The organism is Tunturiibacter gelidiferens (assembly GCF_013410115.1).
GTDB lineage: Bacteria > Acidobacteriota > Terriglobia > Terriglobales > Acidobacteriaceae > Edaphobacter > Edaphobacter gelidiferens.
This window is the reverse complement of sequence record NZ_JACCCV010000002.1, coordinates 684,566-702,850: the sequence shown is the minus strand read 5'-3', so window position 1 is coordinate 702,850 and position 18,285 is coordinate 684,566. Positions and strand designations below refer to the sequence as shown.

14 protein-coding genes and 1 other RNA gene are annotated in these 18,285 nt (G+C 55.4%); 2 read left to right on the top strand and 13 right to left on the bottom strand.

Annotated elements, in window-relative coordinates:
- Positions 1 to 181 precede the first annotated feature (181 nt).
- The 6 genes from HDF12_RS14975 to HDF12_RS14950 form a co-directional block, all read right to left on the bottom strand.
- A complete protein-coding gene (locus tag HDF12_RS14975) occupies positions 182 to 2,971 on the bottom strand; it encodes a protein kinase domain-containing protein (RefSeq protein WP_179584642.1) in 2,790 nt (929 codons plus the stop codon).
- 44 nt (positions 2,972 to 3,015) lie between these two features.
- Positions 3,016 to 3,594 carry a sigma-70 family RNA polymerase sigma factor gene (locus HDF12_RS14970; RefSeq protein ID WP_179584640.1) on the bottom strand — a complete coding sequence of 193 codons (579 nt, stop codon included), beginning with the start codon at positions 3,592 to 3,594 and terminating at the stop codon, positions 3,016 to 3,018.
- A 599-nt stretch (positions 3,595 to 4,193) separates the two neighbouring features.
- On the bottom strand, positions 4,194 to 5,024 hold the full coding sequence (locus HDF12_RS14965) for an alpha/beta fold hydrolase (protein WP_179584638.1): 831 nt from the start codon (positions 5,022 to 5,024) through the stop codon (positions 4,194 to 4,196).
- A gap of 313 nt (positions 5,025 to 5,337) precedes the next feature.
- The gene (locus tag HDF12_RS14960; protein ID WP_179584636.1) at positions 5,338 to 6,432 is read right to left on the bottom strand and encodes a hypothetical protein; all 1,095 of its coding nucleotides are present in this window, start codon (positions 6,430 to 6,432) and stop codon (positions 5,338 to 5,340) included.
- Positions 6,433 to 6,603: 171 nt separating this feature from the next.
- Positions 6,604 to 8,661, bottom strand: coding sequence for a tetratricopeptide repeat protein (locus tag HDF12_RS14955; RefSeq protein WP_179584634.1), 2,058 nt, complete (start codon positions 8,659 to 8,661; stop codon positions 6,604 to 6,606).
- Between the two features lie 692 nt (positions 8,662 to 9,353).
- Positions 9,354 to 10,373 (bottom strand): TIGR03118 family protein, encoded by a 1,020-nt coding sequence (locus HDF12_RS14950; protein WP_179584632.1) that lies wholly within the window; start codon positions 10,371 to 10,373, stop codon positions 9,354 to 9,356.
- A gap of 751 nt (positions 10,374 to 11,124) precedes the next feature.
- Here HDF12_RS14950 and HDF12_RS14945 point away from each other — a divergent pair.
- Positions 11,125 to 11,946: a YqgE/AlgH family protein gene (locus HDF12_RS14945; protein WP_179584631.1), complete on the top strand. Its 822-nt coding sequence runs from the start codon at positions 11,125 to 11,127 to the stop codon at positions 11,944 to 11,946.
- 78 nt (positions 11,947 to 12,024) lie between these two features.
- On the opposite strand, the gene HDF12_RS14940 is transcribed toward HDF12_RS14945, so the two are convergent.
- From HDF12_RS14940 to HDF12_RS14910, 7 genes are all read right to left on the bottom strand, one after another.
- A complete protein-coding gene (locus tag HDF12_RS14940) occupies positions 12,025 to 12,414 on the bottom strand; it encodes a hypothetical protein (protein WP_179584629.1) in 390 nt (129 codons plus the stop codon).
- Positions 12,395 to 12,892, bottom strand: coding sequence for a tyrosine-type recombinase/integrase (locus tag HDF12_RS14935; RefSeq protein WP_179584627.1), 498 nt, complete (start codon positions 12,890 to 12,892; stop codon positions 12,395 to 12,397). The genes HDF12_RS14940 and HDF12_RS14935 overlap by 20 nt, the downstream gene beginning before the upstream one ends.
- Before the next feature lie 207 nt (positions 12,893 to 13,099).
- Positions 13,100 to 13,453, bottom strand: a transfer-messenger RNA (tmRNA) gene (ssrA, locus tag HDF12_RS14930).
- A 79-nt stretch (positions 13,454 to 13,532) separates the two neighbouring features.
- The gene (locus HDF12_RS14925) at positions 13,533 to 13,952 is read right to left on the bottom strand and encodes an EamA family transporter (protein ID WP_179584625.1); all 420 of its coding nucleotides are present in this window, start codon (positions 13,950 to 13,952) and stop codon (positions 13,533 to 13,535) included.
- A gap of 52 nt (positions 13,953 to 14,004) precedes the next feature.
- Positions 14,005 to 14,442: a CYCXC family (seleno)protein gene (locus HDF12_RS14920; RefSeq protein WP_257025682.1), complete on the bottom strand. Its 438-nt coding sequence runs from the start codon at positions 14,440 to 14,442 to the stop codon at positions 14,005 to 14,007.
- A gap of 1,322 nt (positions 14,443 to 15,764) precedes the next feature.
- On the bottom strand, positions 15,765 to 16,055 hold the full coding sequence (locus HDF12_RS14915; RefSeq protein WP_179584623.1) for a 4a-hydroxytetrahydrobiopterin dehydratase: 291 nt from the start codon (positions 16,053 to 16,055) through the stop codon (positions 15,765 to 15,767).
- Positions 16,056 to 16,079: 24 nt separating this feature from the next.
- Entirely contained in the window at positions 16,080 to 17,198 is a 1,119-nt protein-coding gene (locus HDF12_RS14910) for an HD domain-containing phosphohydrolase (RefSeq protein ID WP_179584621.1), read from the bottom strand.
- Between the two features lie 470 nt (positions 17,199 to 17,668).
- On the opposite strand from HDF12_RS14910, the gene HDF12_RS14905 reads away from it, so the two are divergent.
- The gene (locus tag HDF12_RS14905) at positions 17,669 to 18,193 is read left to right on the top strand and encodes a DinB family protein (protein ID WP_179584619.1); all 525 of its coding nucleotides are present in this window, start codon (positions 17,669 to 17,671) and stop codon (positions 18,191 to 18,193) included.
- The last annotated feature ends 92 nt before the right edge of the window (positions 18,194 to 18,285 follow it).

Here is an 18,285-nt window from a genome sequence, read left to right as displayed (position 1 = left end):
ACGAGCACCCAGCCGCAGATTGGCTAAGGCCATAGCGGGCGCTCATGTCCCGATCTGGCATGCATTACGTAACCACTTACCTACACAGCTTGCGTACCGGGATTATGGAAGGCAGATACATTTCTGAGTTTGGCGACTCATTGAGCGAGTGATTTCACTTCGGCGAATGATTCCGATGTATTCATTTCTTCTCCAGAGTGAGCGCATAAATATCGTCGGTCCCCGAGTATCGAAGCATCAGAGGCGCATCTGTCGTGTCAAGCGCCATCCAAGGGCCCCTTGCATAGCGGAAATCTTTCAGGTCAATTACTAGTTCCGGCATTCCACCCTTCAAAGGGATTCGAAACACGCCTGGATTGCCATGCAGGCTCACAAAAAAGATGAATCGGCTATCCCTTGACCAGACGTGCCAGATCGCTTCCCTACCGATTTGCAGCACCCAAGCTTGCTGCGTCACGAGATCAAAGATCTTCAGGCCGAGCGCGTCGTCCGCCTGTACCTCGATGAAGCGACCGTCTGGAGACCACTGTGGAGCGGAGAACCCCTCCGATCCGGGTAGTGTGCTCACATGATGGGTGGCGAGGTCGAGGATGTATATCATGCCTGGAACATTCCTATCCGGCCCACGTGAGAATGCGATTCTCCGTCCATCCGGTGACCAATTCGGAGCATCCTGCGCTCCCTTATCCTCGGGGAGGAGGAGCCGGGGTGTGCCGCCGGAAGAAGAGACGATATAAGCTTCAGACTGGCCACTTGGAGTGTCCGCCATAAACAAGATTTGGGAGCCGTCAGGCGACCAGCGCGGCAGCACGGGATACATGGGAGGGTTGCTGAGTTGCACCGGCTTGGTGCCATCCAGGTTAGCTCTCAACAGGACGCCTTCCGGGAAGGAAACGTACACAACTGATTTGCCATCCTTGGAGAAGTCAACGAACTGAGCTGAGATGCCCTTAAGGAAGGGCTCAAACTTACCGGACTTCGAGTCGAACCGGACAAGTTCGCCGCGGAAAGTGAAACCATCCGCAAAGATCTTCTTTCCGTCCCTGCTGGGAAGAGGATCTCCCCAATAAAGTGGGCCTGAAGTTAATTTGACCGGCTCTGCGGGATGCTGGCGAAACAGACCCAGGCGATCGTCGAGAGCCCAAATCTGGTGGCCGGATGGCTGGTCGCCAGCCATGAATATGAAGAACTCGCCATCTGGGGTCCACTGACCACAACAACTCGCGTAAGAGGGACGCCAATTGTGGAGCAACTCATGAAGGTTGGAGCCGTTCGACGACATCTCCCAGGGCCGACCGTCCTTGAAAAACCTCATCGTTTTGCCGTCGGGAGACCAACTGAGTCCATCGATCCCGCTGCCACCTACGCGGGCCAGCGTTCGAACTCCTGTTCCGTCGCTTCGAATCAGGTTTATATCGCCGTCCGCCGTAGAGTAGCCCACTGATTCTCCGTCGGGCGACCAGGTCACGGCTACAGCGTCTGTCAGGTAGCGAACCGAGCCTCCGGGTACCCGAACTATCGATACCGATTTGGTCGGCTTCTTGTCCCATACACCAAACGGCCAGGCAAGCATTCTGGACCCATCCGGCGAGAGGCAGCCCGGCAATAGAACGGCATTTTGTAATTCAACCGAGATCGGCTCGCTTACTCCACCTGACACAGCTATCTGCTGAATGCCGCCTTGTTCGTCCAGGGAATAGTACAGTCTGATCCCGTCGGTCCCGCCCGCTCGCTTTCCGTGACCATCAAACGTCATTTGCGTGTATTCCGAGATTCGAGGCGGAGGAGGCGGGCGATGCATATACCAGACTGCGATGACCACGCTGACGAGCACGGCGGCGCCCGGCAGCAGCCAACTCAAAAGCATTTTGCGTTTTGCCTGTGAACCCGGTTTTGGAGTTGGGTCTGTCGTCACGACTTTGCCCGAACCAGTGTCGCGCTTGAGCCGGTTCAGGTCGGCGCGCAGGTCGGCGGCGCTCTGGTAGCGCAGATCGCGGTCTTTCTCCAGCGCCTTGCTGACGACATGATCCAGGGCTTTCGGAAGAGCTGAAACCACCCTCGATGGTGGAGGTGGTGTTTCGTCGAGAATGGCCTTGTGTACCAGGGTCGTGGTCTTGCCGTGGAACGCCATCTTTCCCGTAGCCATCTCGTAGAGCACCGCACCCAGGGAGAAAATATCTGTCCGTGCATCGAGGTCTTCGCCCCTCGCCTGTTCAGGCGACATGTAAGGCGCGGTTCCCATCGCGACGCCCGGCGTTGACAGTATTTTCTGGTCCCTTGCGGTCTCGGCTGACGTATCCGACTCGGGGCCCGACTCGTCCAGTTTCGCTAGTCCGAAGTCCAGTACCTTCGATTCGCCGTGGGTCGTGACGAAGACGTTCGCCGGTTTGAGGTCGCGATGCACAATGCCTCGCCGATGCGCGGCTTCAAGAGCATCGGCGACCTCTGCCGCGTAGCGGAGAGTCAGCTCAAGTGAAAGCCTGCCCTTCTGCAATCGCGTCGCGAGCGTCTGACCTTCCAGATACTCCATTACAAGGAATGGTGTTCCGTCCTGTTGACCGACGTCATGCAACGTGCAAATGTTGGGATGCTGAAGAGCCGAGATCGCCCGTGCCTCCCGCTCGAATCTCTGCTGGCGAAATGAATCGGAAGACAACGCACGCGGGATCACTTTGATGGCAACGGTGCGATTGAGCCGTGTATCTCGCCCGCGGTACACCTCGCCCATGCCTCCGGCACCCAGGAGAGCCTGAACCTCGTACGGCCCGAGTCGAGTTCCCGCCTCCAGCATGGTGTTGCCCGGGGCAGTCGACCCGGGGAGTGCGACCTGCTGTGCTGCCGGAGACTCCAAAAAGTTCGGATCGAGCTTGCCTTCGATGGAGAGCATCTCGTCGACGTCCTCACGCAGCGACGGATCGGAGGCGCATTCGCGGTCAAGAAACGCAGCCCGGTCCGCTGGACGCAGTTCCATGGCGCTTTCCAGGACCCCGCGAACCATCTGCCAGCGTTCCGGAGTCATGCGTGGGCTTTTCCGCAAAGTTGCTGGTACAGCCAGACCCGCGCGGTCGACCAGTGCCGCTTCACTGTTGCCGGTGAAATACCGACTACCTCGGCCGTCTCTTCGATCGAAAAGCCGCCGAAGAAGCGCAGCTCCACAATTCGGGCTTGTTCCGCATCCAGATTAGAGAGTTCGGTCAATGCACGGTCCAGATCGAGCAGATCCACGGGCCGGCCCTGCATGACCGCATGAACATCCTCGAGGGTACAATTCCTCACGCCACCGCCTCTCTTCGCCGCTCGCTTCTCCCGCTCGTAGCCGACCAGGATCTGGCGCATCAGCAACGCACAGACGGCAATGAAATGCGACTTGTTCTGAAATTGGCCCCGGAACTGATGATGGAGGCGCATGTAGGCCTCGTGAACCAGTGCCGTGGTTTGCAGCGTATGCGGCGATAAGGCCCGTCGCAGTTGCTGGCGGGCAACCCTGCGAAGTTCCTCGTAGATCAGCGGTATGAGTGCCCGAAGGGCCTCCCGGTCTCCCGCGCCCCACTTGGCCAGGAGTTCATCAACTTCGGGCAAATCGGTTCGTGGCATGGGCCCCCCAGACGAACTAGAGTAGCGACTGGATATTGCTTCAGGGAACGCGATAGGGGACTATCGATGCGTTGCCGACATGATATCTCCAAAAATGTCGATTTTGTGAGATATCTTCTCTCCGCAACCTCGTTCGCATATCTTCGGCCATTTCGTATACCGGGTAATCTGGCCCCAACGCGACGAGAACGCGCCAAAGGCGAATCTATCGTTGGGCGGCCCCGCGGCCGCGCCGGGGTTTTAGCCGGAGCCGCATGACGAATCTGGAAGCACCTAGAGGAATTGTGAAGGATTAGTCCCTATGTCGGCCAGTGTCCAGCGATGCCTCATCTGCTGCTCGTGGACTTGTGCTAACAGGACGAGGCACTCATCCAGATGGGCTGAAGGTCAAATCGCCGGTTCCGGTCAGATCGTCGGCAACTCGTCAATTAACCCGTCGGCTAACGGAATACGACCGGTAAGGTGCGGGTTGCCCGTAATCCGCCAACAAAGCCGGATTCGCGTTCAGTCTGAGCTTTCACGAACGCTCACTGAGTGCCAGGCCGATTTATCCCCAAACCGGCAAGGGTATTTTCGTTGGGACACAATCAGGGACGTATTCAGGGTTTCTGGAACGTTCTTACGCGTTCTCGCTCCCGTTCGATTGCTTCGCGGATCGCTCTTGTGATCAAGTCGGGCTCATCGATAGGAACCATATGCGAGCTGTTCCACGCTATGATCTGTTCACTCGTTCGTGCCAACGCCAAGAGATCCTTTTGGAATGCTCTGTAATCCTGGCAGTCGTTTGACGTATTAATAACCCATAGGGGCGTATCTCCCAGAGGGTATTGGTGTCCACCTGTCACCTTGTTTATAAGGGCGAAGCAATCAGCTGCCATCTCCGGACCAGGCCGAACCGGGTGCTGAGAGAGAGCCCACATATGAAGCTCCTGATCACGTGCCGGCAATTTGCTGAAGTTTGAATCGTCTTCAAAGCCCAGAACGATAGGTGCCTTGGAAAGAAGCACCGGCGGACTATAGCCACGTGACGAACCATGGGAAGGCGAAACATGAGGCGGAACGTCTTTGCCGACACCGGAGAGAAATGCGTGGTCCACGATGATCATCCCGGCGATATTGTCGGGGTAACGGGCGGTGTAGATTCGCTCCCAAAGGGCGCCTACGGAAAACCCGACGAGGACATAACGACCGTCGATAGGCATTTTTGTAAGAAGCCTATGGATCTCGTCGACTCTATCCGTGCATGTCGGTGTCGCTTTTGCTGCAGGCGTTCGATCGGAGGCCTGGGACGAGGGAATCAATGTTGGGGTCTGGAAAGGGTCGCTCCATGCGTTCCCTGATGGATCGAAGGTGCACACTCGCGTCCACTTCGCGACTTCAGGTTGAACCAGTCCCCAATCGAAGGAGAAAGCCGCGCCCACGATCATCACCGTTGGGCTCCCTTCGCCGATGCAGTACAAATGCACCCGATAGCCTCCTACGTCGACGAGAGTGCCTAGGGGCAGAGGCTTCGATTGATTCGTAATTTGAGTTCTGGCCGTTGACCCAGCGGACAACAGAAGAGCTACGCAAGCACCCATAAGAAGCGGATTGTGGCCGAGGTGTGAGCAAGCCGCCTTTAGAAGGGATCTTCCTGGAACTCTCATGACGTCAACCATCCTCCCACGCACTCGGCAAGAACACCCCTTCGATACTCTTCTTAGGGCTTCTCTATACGCTCAACACGGTTTGCAATCGCGCCAATCAGCAATCTTTCCGAACCTTGTGTGGAAGAACAGCATTGGAGCGCACGACACCATCTCGAATTACGATCCCAGCAGGAAACGAATCGGCATGAAAGATGTTCAATTCTGATTCAGGTACCACCAGAACGGACACAGTCGGCGGCAGCGTCCGTTGCCACTCACGCAAAGCGTCACGTATCTGGTCTGAAGGTATATCCTCCCGTCCCGTGTTGGCGCTCCAGGAGGTGATTGCATAGATCCGGTGTTGCGCAGAATATTTTGCCAGATCCCGCACAACACTGGGCGCACCTGGGGACCAAAGGGTGAAAGGAAGAAAGATCACTGTGCCGTTTGCCAGTCGGACCGTACGAGGAACAAGCGTGTTTTTACTGATTGCGTGTCCATGTAACGAGTTCAATGGCACCTTTGATCCGACCATCGTTTGCCGAGCCAAAGCAGCCTGCATTGGCGCGAGATCCGCAGTGCCCATCCAACTCTTTTGCTGCGCAACTTCGATTAGCACTTGCAGGACGGCTGGGGTAGCGCCTTTGGCCGACTTCTCTGAAAGGGCGGCGCACCGTACCGCGTCCGAGAACAAAACGCTTGAGGAGGCACCTACGTCTTTGCCTTCAATCGCCTTTCCGCTGACAAGGAGAGGAAGTGTGATGGCACTTTGCGACTCACACAGGTGCAAAGCCAGTTTGTCGAATGTGGCATCTACGCCCTCAGCAGCATCGATCACTTGACTGATGGCAAAGTGGATCTGCGCATCGTACGGATAGTCACTCAAAAGCGACCTAATCTCTGCCGCTGCAGAAGCCGGTTGGTTTAGACCGAGATGCGCGCGCACAAGCAGGATCAGAGCTTGTCTTTTATTTAATGCATCGGGAAGCACAAGATATTTTGTTAGAGAAGCACGCGCCGGTTCGAACTGCTGCCCGAAGAGACACAACTCGCCCAAAGAAAGCAGTTCTTTGGCGTTAGTTGTGAGGGCGGATACATCCGCCGAAAGTGCGAGGCAGTCACGAGACGCCATGCCTATACCAACACCTAGTGCAAACTTGTCCGCCTCGGTTAGATCGTTTTGCTGGGCTCTGGCTGCATTGAGGGGCAACAGAGCAGCTTTATATGCCTCCGAGGGGGATAGAAACTTTGTATCTTCTTGAGCTTGAGCCCCCTTGTTTGCCGACCATCCAAGAGTTGGCGGTAGATCGGTACACTCTACCGCGCTAGGCAAGATCTATGTGCGGATGATGATAAGGGGAGCTTTTCTCATCCGTGACAATCAACGCGGAGACTCAAGCGCTGAGAGCTCACTCCGTGCGGTCCACAAGGGGATACGGTAGTAGCCGGGTTCTCCTAATTCCGCCAAACGGATGGCTTCGCGGTATTCGGCGCGCGCTTGGGGAAGCTGTTTCCTCTTGGCCAAGACCTGCGCCAGCGTGAGATGGCATTGCATTCTTTGTGGGGCCATCTCAACCGCAGTGCGGGCTTCCGCCAGTGCTTCGTCCAAACGCCCCTGAGACGCAAGGACCTGCGCCTCGGTAGAGTGGCTCGCTGCGGAAAGCGGCGGTAGATCGAAACGGCCTTGAAAGATGAGGGTATGTCCACCCAAGTTGGCTACCGGCTTTACGTGCCACAGTGGGCCATAGGGATTAAGCTCTGGAGGACCCCAGATCATCCCAGACAATTGCGACGTGGAAATTAAGAGAGTCCCTTCCACCGGGCTTGGAACGATGGCAAATCGATTGGACGTAAAGGCAGAAGCGCCCGGAAATGACTTGCAGGGTACGTCGTAGTAATCCAGGTCGGCTGTGCCGAAGGAAGCAATCCAGCAATCGGTGATTCGGTTACGTGCAAGATAGTTTCTTTCATCGATGTGCCCGCCTCCGGTGTCCACGTTCGAGGCGGACAGGTAACGATACGTTTCCTGCGGACCTCCCCAGATTTCATTAGAGTAGGAAAGATAATTAGGAAACGCTTTTAGTGAAGAAACGCAATGAAGAGCCGCAAGGGCGACCACGACATACATCCAGGCACGCTTGCGCCCAGCCAGCCGCCACGCCGCACCTGCGGCGAACACAATCAGGAACGGAAAAATCGGCAGAATGTGCCGTATACCGATATTGAGCCGCGAGGTCAGGCTCACACTGAAAAACACAGCTGCCGGGACCGTAAGGAAAAGTGTCTCGCGCTTCTTCTCGTGCCATAGATATGGACCTGCAACAACTACAAGGAGGAGCAGTAGCAGAAAGCCCAGAGTGCTCTTGATCACAAATGCAACCGGAAAGTAGAACCACTGCCCCGTGGGATAGAGATGGCCCAGAAGAAACGTCTGGCGGCCGCCAGCTGAGGCGATTGTAACGTTGGCCATACCGTAGAGATAGGACTCAGGCAGCAGCGAGGTCAGCCGCGGAATTACCTTTGACAGCAACACGCTGTGGACGCCGCCGTTCTGGATGGCATCCTGAATGTAAGCGGAGATGGAATCCGACATCTCGTGACCCGGAGGCCTCGCGGAGTAGCGAAAGAGATAAAATCCCCAGAGAATGGTGATGGCTAGGGCAACAATTACCGCAAGAGGCACTGCACGGCTAATCAGCAATTCCTTCCATTCGCTGCGAGGGTCACCGGAACCTGCGGGGGCATGGGTTCGCCGGCGCGTCCAGAAGTCCGCCATCGCTAAGATGGCAAGAGTTGGAAGCAGCAGGATGCCGGAATGCTTCGCCGCGAGCGCCAGGCCCGTAGCCAGAGCGCAGATAATCATCTGTGTCAGCGTCGGCTGCTGAGTGTAGCGATAAAAGGCGTAGACGGCTACGAAAGCCCAACAGGTCACGGGCAAGTCCGTGGTTACGATCGCGCCGTGCGCCAGAATTGTCGGCTCAAATACGAGCAGCACCAAAGCGAGAAGCGCCGCGCCCCCGCCGAACATCTTCCGCGCTGCAACGAAGACGAACACGGCCAGCAAGAGCGTGAACGACGCAGCAAAGAAACGAGTCTCTGCCAGGATTTTTCCCGCGTCGTTCGAATAAAGAAAATCGTGCCCGTGTAAGAAATCGGCGGATTGGCCCGTCTTGTATGATGCGCAAGGCGCGCCGGGATTTTTCGGCCGGTCGAAAACTAGTGGGAGGGTGTCGACGAGCTTCGCGAAGGGTGGATGCTCGGGATTGACGCCGAAATCGCCGCATTGCCAGTAGCGATAACCCGCGAAGATGTGGTCCGCCTCATCGATCGTTTGTGATTGCCGGCGCGCGAAAAATCCTAACTCGGCCACGAGAACAAGCAGGAGGAAAGCCACCGAGACCACCTCGAAATACCTCTTCGATACAATACGTGATCGCATGTCCTACACCGCGCGGGGACGAACTTGCATGGCGAAAGCTCAAAGGTGAACTAACACGCCGAAGATATACCGACGAGATCAAAACGAACAACATTTTTGACTACTCTGCTGCGCTCGACCGTAGGAAGGCTGCAGCTTGCCTTAGCGTACATGAATTTCCGTTTCGTGAGGTGTCCCCTTAAGCAATTGTTGCCGAAGCGTCGGCTGCTTGGTGCGATCGAGAGTGAACCCAATCTCTTGCGCACTCTTAGCATCCTTCGTTGTTTGGTCAGCGCAGAGAACAGCACCTGGCATCATACCCACGCCGAAGATGAAGGCGAGCTGTCTGATTGTTCGATATCGCACGAACGGTGAAAACTCCATCGAATCACCCCAGTGGATCATACTTACTTACAGCGGGCATGTTGAATCGTGAGCGTTTCGCTAGCCACCCGGAAGTTGGACTCCCGCCGCGATAACTTCTTGTTTGCCCGTGATCCGGGAGTTACTGATTTCCTTCCCACAAGCCGACTTTGCAGGGATTGATCTGTGTCGCTACTTCCGTTTTGCGGACTACTGATTCCTTTTGCGCGGCACACATTCATTCCCAACAAAAACGATACCCCAGAATCCCGGGGCATCGCATGTCACTTCAGCCTGAATGCAGACTCGTGCGCTCTTTGCTTCAACCATCTTTTCGTGCTCGAGGCTCTCTATTTCTCGAAGGCGATTACCCCGAACAGTCCAGTGAAATTATTGTCCGGGCCAGCGGTGAAAAAGAGCTGATTGGTGGCACCATTTTTGCCGGTTCCATCCCCAAATTCAATTCCCCAGAGCTGGTCGATGTGGATGACCTCGCCGAGGGTGTTGGTCAGCGTGCCAACAAATTGGCCCGTGACTGCGTTGAATGAGTTGATGGTCCCGCTATTGGTATTGTTCGTGACCAGCAGCGTGTTGCTGAATGGTCCGAAGTTCTTCGGCGCGATGGCGAAACCCCATGGCTGATTGAGCGGCTTCCCCTTGGCCAGCTGTTTCAGGAGCGTTCCGTTCTCGGCAAAGATGTCAATGTATCCACCGGCAGCTCCTGAGGCGCTGGCGAATGAGACGTAGACGAGACCACCGAAGTCCTGAATGCCGAACGGTGCGAAACCAGCAGGAACAGTCGGGTCGGTAAACGAAGTTACGAGTTTGAAGTTGCCATCATAAATATCAACCTTGTTGTTTTTATTGTCGACGGCAAAGAGATAGTTGCCGGAAGGCTTGCTGGTGATCGCTAAACCGGTATAGGACGCGCCCGGTGTGGTGACGGCAACGAGGGCTGCGTTGAAACTTACGCTGGGGGCCCAGCCACTGATGGTGCCGTCAAGGGTGGCAAACAGGAAGGCCGCCGGAGCGCCTTTGATCTGGAACTCTGGCGATTTGTTGAAGACGATGCCGGTAGGAGAACCGGGCCCATCTCCGCCTGCTGTGGGGATCAACACGTCCAAGGGTACTTTGGTCCCATTGGAGTCATAGAGCGTGGACCAGCCTGAGTTGGCATCGCTGATCCAATAAGGTCCGCCGGGCGCATAAGTGAGTCCCCAGGCATTTACCAACAAGGGATCTGTAACCTTTGCCGCTCTCTCCTGGTTCGAGACCAGGTTGGTCACCTTATATTGTGCGAAGGCAGCGTTAGGGACGGACAACGATGTGAGTGCGAAAGACGCGGTCAGAACGACAGAGCGAAATGACATGGTGGTTCTCCTTTAGAGAGCAGGTGGCGGTTTTTCAGTTACTGAACTGAATGGTTGGCCTGTCGCCTACAAGGGTGCTGCTGCAGAACACCTCGATTGTCAGAGAATTGTCATCTCTCTGTGAAACTTCGGAATAAGAGTCGAGAAGGCAGACCAAGAGATTCAGCTGGAAGCATTCCTGAAGCGGGATTCGTGCATCACGGATCGACGCATGGCTGCTTTCGTTCGTAATCGGCAGCTCGAATGTTGGCTGTCCCTGCGACTCGGCGATGACTTCTGAATAACGGACCATTCGGAGATGATCCAAGGAATAGGTCACGACAAGCGCGCTTCTCATCAGTTATCGCTGGATCGTCGGCTACTCGGACAGAACCTCTTTTGCAGGCCAATGTTCCGAAGGCGTAACACCATTCCTCCCGGATCGCCGCCCAACCGGACATTACCTTTCCGGTAATGCCGGTTGGCCGACAACACTCCCGCGATCCGGGTTTTATCCTCAATAGGTGAGGTCTGCGGCCCCATGCGCCTTAATCCTGAGCAGCTTGCGGTTCGGTACTATTATGACGATCTACAGTATAGAAAGCTTCCGCGAATTGCTGTCGACGCGCTCGGGCAGGGCTATGACGGCCTGCGTTGAGGTCCTGACGTGCAGAAGGTTCGAGGTCCGGAGTGATCGGAAAACGGGAGAGAACAGAAATCTCGGGTCGGATCTCCAGAAAAAATCGGATCTCCTCTGGGAAGGATCCCGATCATGTCGCTGCGTAAAGGGTTGCTGTTCGCAATGCTGTTGGCGATCGTTGCCTTGGCGGAGCCCGGAAGGGTCAACGTTGACAAGGCGGAATTTGATGTGCCGAAGCCGAATACGTTGTTGCGCGCTCCTGCGCCTGCCACTGCGGCATTGCCTTGGTACGGCAGCTGGCCGGCAAACAAGCTAAGTCGATGGCTCAAGGCATTCCGCAGGAAAGGCGAATTGGTGCCGGCGTCATTTCTTCCGATTCAATTCAAGAACCCCAAAGGTTTAGGTATTGGAAAGTTGCTCGTCGCGAGCCGCGGCCTCGGCGACCCGCATTTCGCTGGAACAGTAATCCTGCTAGTTCACTACGATGAAAATGGCGTAGTCGGACTAATTCTCAACCGGCGCACCGATGTGCCGCTTTCTCAAGTTCTTGATCTCAATGCCGCGAAAGACCGCTCCGACCCGGTCTATATCGGGGGTCCTATGGAGCCTTCGGCTGCATTTGCACTTTTTCAGTCCTCGGCCAAGATTGAAAAAGCTGAGAACATCTTCGGTGGTGTTTATTTGATCTCCGACAAAGGCCTCTTCGAAAAAACAATTTCGGCCCGGCCTGACCCTAACGTTTTTCACGTTTACCTGGGATATGCCGGATGGACGCAAGATCAATTGCGGACCGAGGTGCAATTGGGCGCGTGGTTCGTTTTTCCGGTAGACACCGCCACAATATTCAATCCTGATCCGGATTCTTTGTGGTTGCAGATGATTCGGAAGACAGAGTTGCGATTGGCGAAGACTGAGCCCTTCGTAGAAATCTCCCAGCCAGTAGAATTGTTTTGATAAATCCCGAGTCATTCACCAAGCCGATATTTCGCACAATACATCGTTCCGGGAGAATCACCGCCGATTCGGAACTAACTACTTGATCAACACCTCGCAGCGGGTGTTGTCAAAGATGATCGCTTCGAGCAGCGAGAGGATTTGGTCTCGTTGTGTTCCCGGCTTTTCTGAGCGATGCGATTGTCCGAAGTGATCTCGAAAAATCCGACGAAGTGCGCGGGAAATCACGGGATAAAATCTTATTTTCTTGTGTGGGGATTTTTGTGGGTCATCGTCGAATATCGACATATCTCTTTGATTTTCAAAATTTTCGAATCCCTGGGGGGCAATACCATCGACACCCGCTTCGGCGATTCTAACGATTACGGAAAAGGAATCGATCAGGCCGTTCTCCGGTAGTAGGTGACCATGGATCTGCATATTCACGAAGAAAAATGACAGTAACGAGTCAATGGCCGGCCTTCGCACCGTGCTCCGACGTTACCCACGTTGCCACGACCAGAGAGTCGAGCCGATCCTGCCTCGCTGTCACCCACGGCGCATAATGCTTCTCTGTCGTCTTGATTGAAGTGTGGCCCAACAGCTTACTCACCTCTTCCATTGGTACACCCTTTTGTAGAAGCGAGACGGCGAATGTATCGCGCAGTTGGTGCGAGTGGCCGTCCGGCATCCCCGCCGCTACGAACGTTTGCTTTACATCGTGTTGCCAGTTGGTGACGACCGTTCGTTCCGTTCCCGTCCCTGAGTTCCAGAAGATGTACTTATGACTTTCGTTCAGCTTCATCACGGATAAGGCTTCCATTGCCACGTCAGGCGGAATCAGTACGCTTACATGTGTTCCCGTCTTCTGGCGACTAGTGACAATGCGATAGAGACCCTTGTGTTTGTCATGACGAAGCTCAGTGCGTTCGAGGGTCACCGTATCCCGTGTTTGGGGCAATTGCATTTCTTGTACTCGGGATCATCGCGCCGGAGACAGACTGCGGAGTGACGGACGAATATGTCGATTGAAGGGATGGTGGAAACTTTGACTGCTCTCGTCGTCATGTGCTTGTGCTGCCTCTCCGGGATGGTGACCCGAAAAGGTTAGCACGGAATTAGCACAATTTGTTGATGTAACTTGCTATGTTGCTGAAAATAAATTGCTTATAGATGGTGGAGGCGGTGGGAGTCGAACCCACGTCCGAAAAAACTTCCAACAGAGAGCTTTCATGCTTTTTCCGTGTCATTTTTGTCTCGTCATCGGCGCTTAGAACGGACGAAGATGCGACGACGACCAGTCTGATTGATCTCGTCCGACCCGCTCAGACGGAGCAGGGAAGACCAGCCTACTGTGCGACGATCGGTACAGGCCCGTAGGCGAAGCTTGAGCGATCGGCTACTTATTTAATTAAGCAGCAAGAGCGAACTGAGGTTCGGCACTTATAGTTTTGTGAGCGATTACGGGTGTCCACACCCCGGCATGCCTCTCTGCCACAAGCAATCCCGTCGAAGCCGTGACGCCCCCATCTGGAGCTGGCACCAACATTGCATTGGGCGCTACAAAGAACTATTGCGATTATAACTCTTACTGTTCGAGGCAGAGACTAGGCGAAGGCGAGGATCACGGCGCCAATGGTGATCAGCGAAGCCCCGCCGATCTTTAGTGGAGTCAGATGCTCGCCGAGGAACAGCCACGCGCCGAGAATGACCAGCACCACACTGAGCTTATCGACTGGCGCTACGCTTGATGCCGGTCCCATCTGCAGGGCGCGGAAGTAGCATAACCACGACAGGCCAGTGCAGATGCCTGAGAGCACTAGAAACACCCAGCTGCGCCGGCCGATCTGCGCGAGTGCGTGATGCTTCTCGAAGGCGACGGCGATGGCCCAGGTAAAGATCAGGATCACCGTCGTTCGAATGGCTGTCGCGAGGTTCGAGTCGATTCCCGAGACACCGACTTTGGCCAGCAGCGCAGTTGCCGCAGCAAAGACTGCCGATAGAACTGCCCAGAAGACCCAAGTCATAGATGCAAGCATACCTCGGTGGAAAAAACTTGTGCCACGAGATCGCAAGGCGCTACATCGTTGCGTTTACGAGGTCGACCTGCTGCCACTCGCCGCGCTCGATTCCAGCGCGAATCTGTGCCGGAGTCTGTCCCTTTTTCGTCTGCTGGTAAGCGTAGACAGCTTCTCTCATGCAGGTAGAACAGGCGGCGCCATGGGTGCCTTCGAAGCAGCTATGGAGACTGTTGTGATGCATCTCGCGGTCGCAATGACAGTAACAGGGTTGCTGATGCAGTACGGCGGGGATGGCGGCAGCCATCTTATAAGCAGTCACCTGATAGGGATGCGAGAAGTAGACTCCAGTCAGCTGATCGCCGCTAAGCACCGGGGGGAGGGGCTTTGTCGGAGCAGATGCGTTGTAGGCCGGGATATCTTCCGACGGGTTTGACCACTGGGCTGAGGCCACCATAGTGGCCAGACCTAACGCGATACATCCGAGGATCCGCTTCATGTCGGTATTTTAGATCAATCTCTTCTGGCGCCCGAATATCAACTTCGCTTGCGATCGTCTTTTCCGCCCGATCTAGATGGACTAATCGTCTGAGTGAGTCAGGATATCGTTCATCGACCATGTGGTACCCCCCTCCCCCCCGGGGGTATTTGGACGTAAACTGCTTATTTTCTTAGCTTTGCAGACACTATACGACTGTAAAATATTCTATCTAAATGGGTTGCGTCTAAAATATTCTATCTAAATGGTTTATGGAGCTATTTTGTCGGAGATCGGACTAACCCGGAAAAAATCTGGGCATTAGTGTTAATTATAGCGATCGAACGATAACTCATGCGCCACGGCTATCTCATTGTTATGGTTTGGGTTGCAAGAGTTTGGGACTTGACAACAAAAAATGGCGATTCTTTCATCCGTCTTCTACTGAAACGGCAGGTGGCGAGATTTTGAATAGGGGCAGATCTTTTCGATCCGGTGGCGTGCTAAGTCTGTCGAGAAAGGTGGGCAAGAAGCGACGCGGGAGCTTGGAATCATTAAGTGTGGGAAGGGACGTCAGAACAAAAAAATGCGGCACGAACGGTGTTTTGCTCGTGCCGGGAGGCCAGTGACGCAACTTGTATCAGCCTTGCTTCGATGATGCGGGCTGAGAGATTTCACGCCGGAAGACTCACGCTGCGTTGAATTGAAGATACCACAATATGGAGGGAAAGAAAGAAAAATATGTTCCATCATAGAAATCTGATGGTTTGGAGGCCGGTTTTTGGGCCGTCTTGCCTCGAGATTTTTAAGTAAAGCCATTGTAATCATAGTTTTATAAAAACTTACGCTTTTTCCACATATTTTCTTTGACGAGAAATACGGGTTCAAATTCTTTCTATGAAATACAGTTTTTTGCTGGGCTGAGTGTGGGCTGAGCGACTTTGCGTCAATGGGCGGGATTAGGAAAGGCAAAGGAAAATACGGGGGTCTCTCCACAGCGTCGCGCGATAAGACTGCGCGACTTCGGTCGAGATGACGAGTCGCAAGAGAAGGCCCTGTTAGAAGTAGAAGCTGTCCCGCCGGACGGGCCTCCTGCGCGGAGAGCGGTCACTTCGTGACTTGTATACCTTTTCTTGCAGCTACGATCGATTGTGAACCTCCCGTTGGTCGTGGATCCACTTTCTTCCGACCAACTTTCTTCCGACCAACGGGAGGACCAGCATCGTTCGCTAACCACAACAAGGTTTACACGCCGCGAAGTGGCCGCTCTCCGCGCAGTAGGCCGTCCGGCAGGACAGTCTCTGGGCAGCTTCTTACAGGCATCTTCTATCTGGGGGAACTACTTATGCGGGAGGGAACTCTTTGCTCAATTGGCTGGCCATGGAGGCGTCGCGCTGAGTAACTCCTGCGGCGTCGTGAGAGACCAACCCAAGGACGACCTGGTTGTAGCGGATGTCGATGTCGGGGTGATGATTTGCGGCCTCTGCCAGGACAGCGACGCGGTTGACGAAGGTCATTGCCTCGAGAAAATCCTTGAAGGTCCATTCGCGCACCAGCTTGCCGCCCTTGAGATGCCACTCGGGGTTAGCCTTTAGAACGTCCTCGATCTCGGCTGCATTCATGGCTTTCTTCATGGAGAATCACCTCGCCCTGCGATCCTAGCTGCGTTGTTTGTCCGGCGCAACCGGGAGAGCGTTGATGCTTCGCGAGGATGGGGAGGGGGATCGTAGTTCCGTTGCGACGCGCAGGTTGGACCAGGTTTCGGGGGGCAGGGCGAGAAAGACTTCAACGATATGCGGATCGAACTGGGTTCCGGCACAGCGGATGATCTCGTCTCTGGCCGCCGCGAAGGTTGTTCCTCTGCGATAGGGGCGGTCGGAGGTCATGGCGTCGAGGGCGTCCGCGATGGCGAAGATACGCGCGCCGAGGGGGATCTCCTCGCCTCGCAGGCCGCGCGGATAGCCACTGCCGTCGAACTGTTCCTGATGGGCGTAGACGATCTCGGCGGCCTCGCGCAGGAAGGATATCTTGCGTACCATCTCGTAGCCGCGTTCGCAGTGTTGCTTCATGATGGCGGTCTCTTCGGCGGTGAGACGGCCGGGCTTGAGGAGGATGGCGTCCGGGGTTGCGATCTTGCCGATGTCGTGAAGGAACGCTCCGCGAGCGATGATTCGCAGATCTTCGGCTTCGAGCCCCATGGCCTGGGCGAGTGCGTTGGTGTAAGCGGTGACGCGTCGGGAGTGGCCTTCGGTCTCCTGGTCGCGCAGATCGAGCGCGTCGCCCATGGCTTCGAGGGTGATGTCGTAGCTGCGTTCGAGATCCTGCATGGTGGAGCGGAGGCGGCCGGTTCTGGTGTTGACGATGGCTTCGAGGTTGTGGCGGTAGATGGTGTTCTGTTTGCGAAGCCGGCCGTGTTCGATGGCTCGCATGACGACGCTTTCGAGGTCGGTGCGCTCGAAGGGTTTGAGGAGATAGTCGACTGCGCCGCGGCGGAAGGCGCTGGTGACGACGTAGATGTCGTTGATGGCGGAGAACATGACGACGGGGATGCCGGGGTGGTCGGTGCAGAGGTGATCGAGGAGGGTGAGACCGTCGGTGATGGGCATCATGACGTCTGAGAGGACGAGGTCGTAGTCGGGGTCCTGCTGGAGCCGGGTGAGAGCCTCTTCGGCGCTTTCGGCGGTGGTGACGGAGTATCCGCTGCGGGTCAGAAGTGCTGCAGCGACCGATCTTACGGGTTCTTCGTCGTCAACTACCAGGATTCGTTCCTGCGTCATGGATGGATACTTTCGCGTAGCGACGCTGCCGTCTTTTGGTTAGATGCGAGCGGCTTCTCTTCTGTGTCTTTATCGGCAGACTGAGCGGCTGGATGAGCGGTTGGTTGCGGCGCTTTCGGCGGAAAAAATCCTGATATGGGCCGTGGGGCGGTTTCTCATCTTTTTCGGATTTTTTTGAGGGGGTTCGTGGAAAAAGGCCGGAGTTGGTGTGGTGAATTGGTGGTGAGATCGTGGTGGTTTGCGTGGTGGATGTGGTCTTTGGAATGTGTTTTGAGAGGTGCGAAAAAATGCGCCACGATCTTCGAGTTTATTTTTGGCCTTGTGTGATTTTGGTGGATTTTGACAGATAGAACAGGGGGATGTAGTTTTGGCGCCATCAGGACTGCTCTCGTTCTCCGTTGGCGATGCGCTTGAGAGCCCGGATGCTTGGAACTACAACCCGTAGTCACAGAAGCGATGGAGAGAGACTTATGAAGACGTTGTTACTTTTGCTGGTGATGTGCACGACCTCTCTGCACGCCCAGATGGAGGGGCTTTGGGAGGGGTATGACGGAGAGTGGGCGCATGTTTCGCGGCAGCTGGTGGCGCTTGCGGAGGCAACGCCGGCGGACAAGTTTGCGTGGCGTCCTGCGCCCGGGGTGAGGTCGACGAGCGAGGTGTACATGCACATCGCGTTGGCTAACTTCTATCTGCTCAGCGTGACCGGACCTGCGATGCCGCCGGACATCAAGTCTGAGGATATGGAGAAGACTGTGACCTCGAAGGCGGACGTCATTGCGTTTCTGAAGCGGTCGCTGGATGCGGTGAAGACGGCGCGTGCTCAGTTGAAGCCGGGGGATCTTCAGCGCAAGGTCATGATCATGAAGAAAGAGGCGACGGTGGATGGGATGTATCTGCGCATTCTGGTTCACGATAATGAGCACATGGGGCAGCTGATCGCTTATGCGCGCATGTCGGGCGTAGTGCCTCCGTGGTCGGAGCCGGTTCATAAATAAACCTGCTCACAATAATCGCTGGGCTTTGTGGGCTGGCTGTTTAGAGCGATGTCCCTGATACCTACAGCAGATTCCTCCGCTGCGCTGCGGAA